The sequence below is a fragment of the Streptomyces mayteni genome (assembly GCF_054783955.1).
Window position 1 is genome coordinate 1 of sequence record NZ_BAAGPR010000239.1, and the last position, 3,035, is coordinate 3,035.

The window sequence follows — 3,035 nt, forward strand, 5'->3', positions numbered from 1 at the left end:
GCCGTGTCGACGAACGGCCTGCCTGCCAAGGCAGCCGTGCCGGCGGAGCCGGTCGCGGCCGCCGGGGAGGCGGGGGCCGGACCTGCCGCGGCGGCCGAGCGGGCCGCAGCGCTGGCGGAGCCTTCGGTTCCGGCCGAGTTGGAGGCGTGGTGCGCCGAGTTGGGGCGGCTGATCGGGCGGTCCACCGCCGTGGCGGTGGACGTTCGGCCGCTCGGCGTCCGGGACGCGTTCCGTGCCGCGCCGCACCCGGCGCGCGGCGTCCCGGTGCGGCTCTACGGCCGGCATGCCGTCGTCGGGCCAGCATCCGGCGCCGCCGGTCTCGCAGCCTGTCCGCACTGTCTGGAGCGCCGCTGGCAGGCCGTCCGCTCGGTGGCGCTGCGCGAGGCCGTGGAGTTGGGTGGGGAGACCCTGGCCGCCGGCCGGCCGCCGTACGTCACGCCGTTCGCCGCCGACGCGCTGGCCGCCGTCGTCGAGGTGGCGGCCCGGCGGGCCGGCGTCGTGCACCTCGTCGACCTGGCCGAGCTGACCGTGCGCCGCTACCCGCTGCTGCCCGACCCGGAGTGCCCGGGCTGCGGCCACCAGGAGCCGGACACCGCCGAGGGCGCCGCCCGCACGCTGCGGCTGGCCGAGCCGGCGCCCAAGCACCGGCCGGGCTCTTTCCGGGTGCGGGAGCTCGGCTCCTACCACCTGCCGACCGACGCCTACGCCAACCCGGTCTGCGGCGCGCTGGGTCCGAGCGTCGTCTACGACGTCTCCTCCACCTCCACGTCCGCCACGATCGGCTGCTTCTCGCTCCGCTCGGGGGACTACCTGCGCGAGACGTTCTGGGGCGGGCACGCCGACCGGTTCGGCGACAGCGTGCGGATCGGGATCCTGGAGGGTCTGGAGCGGTACGCCGGGATGCGGCCGCGCACCCGGGCCAGCGCGGTGCGGGCCAGCCTGGCCGAGCTGACGGCCGACGGCGCCGACGCCGTCGACCCGCGTGAGTGCGGCCTGTACGCGCCGGAGTTCCACGCCGCCAACCCGCATGTCGCGCCGTTCACGCCGGAACGGGAGATCGCCTGGGTCTGGGGCTACTCGCTGGGCCGGGAGCGTCCGGTGCTGGTGCCCGAGGTGCTGACCTACTACCACACCCCCGGGCTGGCCGGCCGGTTCGTGCAGGAGAGCTCCAACGGCTGTGCGTCCGGCGGCAGTCTGGCGGAGGCCGTGTACTTCGGCCTGATGGAGGTGATCGAGCGGGACGCGTTCCTGCTCACCTGGTACGGGCAACAGCCGCTGCCCGAGATCGACCCGGCGAGCAGCGCCCGCGCCGCCACCCGGCAGATGGTGGACCGGCTCGCCATGTACGGCTACGAGGCGCGGTTCTTCGACGCCGCGCTGACCTTTCCGGTGCCGGTGGTGGCGGGCGTGGCGGTGCGGCAGGACGGCGGGCCCGGCCGGATGTGCTTCGGCGCCGGCGCCGGGCTCGACCCGGAGGCCGCGCTGGCCTCGGCGCTGTGCGAGATCGCCACCGACGCCGTCAACCTGCCGGGCCGCACCGAGCGCGAGGAGACCCGGCTGCGCGCCATGGCCGCCGACTTCGACCAGGTGGCGGCGCTGCACGACCACCCGCTGGTCTACGGGGTGCCGGAGATGGGCCGGCACGCCGACTTCCTGCTGGGCGCGCCCGGCGCGGCGCGGCCGGAACGGCACGCGCTGACCGAGCGGTTCGGCCCGGGTCGGACGCTCGCGCCCGCCGACGACCTGCGGGACGACGTGCGGGGCTGCGTGGCGGCCGTCGCCGAGGCCGGGTTCGAGGTGGTCGTCGTCGATCAGACCATGCCGGGGCAGCGGGAGTTGGGGCTGCACACGGTCGGCGTGCTGGTGCCGGGACTGCTGCCGATCGACTTCGGCTGGCGCAGGCAGCGGGCCCTGACCATGCCGCGGCTCCGCACCGGCCTGCGGGCGGCGGGGCTGCGCGACCGCGATCTGACGCCCGCCGACCTCAACCCCGCCCCACACCCGTTTCCGTGACCGACGTGCCAGAGACCCACGAGGGGGCAGGAGAAACATGGGATACGCCCATGAGTACGCCACCGCGATCATGCATCGCGGGCGCATCCCGATGGAGCCGGCCGACTACGTGCCGAACTGGGCCGACGGGCCCCGCAAGAGCAAGTACTACCCGGGGTCGGAGCGGCTGCCGCTGCCCGTGGACGGCGGCTACCCGGCCGCCGCGACGGTGGGCCGCGGGCTGACCGACGCGGACGAACCGGCCGCCGACGGCTGGGCGTTCGACCTGCCGACGCTCTCCGGGCTGCTGCTCGACTCGTACGGGCTCACCGGCCGCCGGCTCGGCGTGCAGGCCAACACCGACCTGGACGCGCTGCCGTGCTACCCGCTGGCCAACTGGTCGCGCGGCACGGCATCCGGCGGCGGGCTCTACCCGGTCTCGGTCTACTGGGTGAGCGGGGCGAGCGGCCCGCTGGCACCCGGCGTGCACCACTACTCGCCGCGCCACCACGCGATGCGGCGGCTGCTCACCGGCGACGTCACCGGCGAGGTGCGGGCCGCGCTCGGCGACGCGGCGCCCGGCCAGGAGACCGACCAGTACCTGGTGCTCGGCGTCAAGTACTGGCAGAACTCGTTCAAGTACAACAGCTTCTCCTTCCACGCCGTCTCGATGGACGTGGGGGCGCTGCTCGGCACCTGGCGGATGTGGACGCGGGCCCGTGGCGGCGCGCTGGCGCCGGCGCTCTGGTTCGACGAGGCGCGGCTGGCCCGGCTGTTGGGCGTGCGGGGCGAGGAAGAGGGCGTCTTCGCCGTGGTCCCGCTGCCCTGGACCCCCGCCAACCCTTCCACCAACCGGCCCACGGCCGAGCCCACTTCGGCGTCGGTGGCCCGGCGCGACGAGGAACGGTCCCGCCGGGTGCTGGAGTTCGCGGCGCTGCGGACGATGCAGCGCACCACCTCGGCCGAGGCCGCCGACCGGCCGGCGCCCGGCGCGCTGGCGCCCGCCGCCGCGCTGCCGGCCTCGCCCGAGCGGCCGGCCAGGC

Annotated in this window: 2 protein-coding genes; both read left to right on the forward strand. The window is 76.0% G+C overall.

Going from position 1 to position 3,035, the window contains the following annotated elements:
- The first annotated feature begins 138 nt into the window (after nt 1-138).
- Nucleotides 139-2,013 carry a TOMM precursor leader peptide-binding protein gene (locus ACYVPE_RS39565; RefSeq protein ID WP_461038690.1) on the forward strand — a complete coding sequence of 625 codons (1,875 nt, stop codon included), beginning with the start codon at nt 139-141 and terminating at the stop codon, nt 2,011-2,013.
- Nucleotides 2,014-2,050: 37 nt separating this feature from the next.
- A partial coding sequence (locus tag ACYVPE_RS39570) for a nitroreductase family protein (RefSeq protein ID WP_461038689.1) occupies nt 2,051-3,035 on the forward strand: 985 nt, incomplete at its 3' end.